The 290-nt window shown below is 45.5% G+C and carries 1 protein-coding gene; it reads left to right on the top strand.

Annotated features, from left to right (window positions below; all coding sequences use genetic code 11):
* Nucleotides 1-34 precede the first annotated feature (34 nt).
* A partial coding sequence (locus SB775_RS28705) for a hypothetical protein (RefSeq protein ID WP_410864585.1) occupies nt 35-290 on the top strand: 256 nt, incomplete at its 3' end.

Below are 290 nucleotides of genomic sequence, written 5' to 3'. Positions count from 1 at the left end.
CATCAACTTACAATCAGGAGAAAACAGGGAAACAATGCACCTACTCCCCAAGGAGAAACAAAAAGAGGCACACAAGCCAACACATGGACACAATTCAGTGGTTCCATGCAAAAAGGGTCACACAAGCAACCAACCAACCAAGGCACATCGATCCCACCTACAAATCCAGGAAGACTCACTTCCTTCTCCACACACTGCTCTAGTTGCATCTACTGGACAAGCAAGTCCATTAAGAGTAGATACCAAAGCAACAAAGATCATGAGTTCTCACCAAGACACTCGCACTCAAC

The sequence above is a fragment of the Peribacillus sp. SIMBA_075 genome (assembly GCF_046534585.1).
The sequence above is the reverse complement of the archived record's forward strand: the minus strand, read 5'-3'. Positions and strand labels throughout refer to the sequence as shown.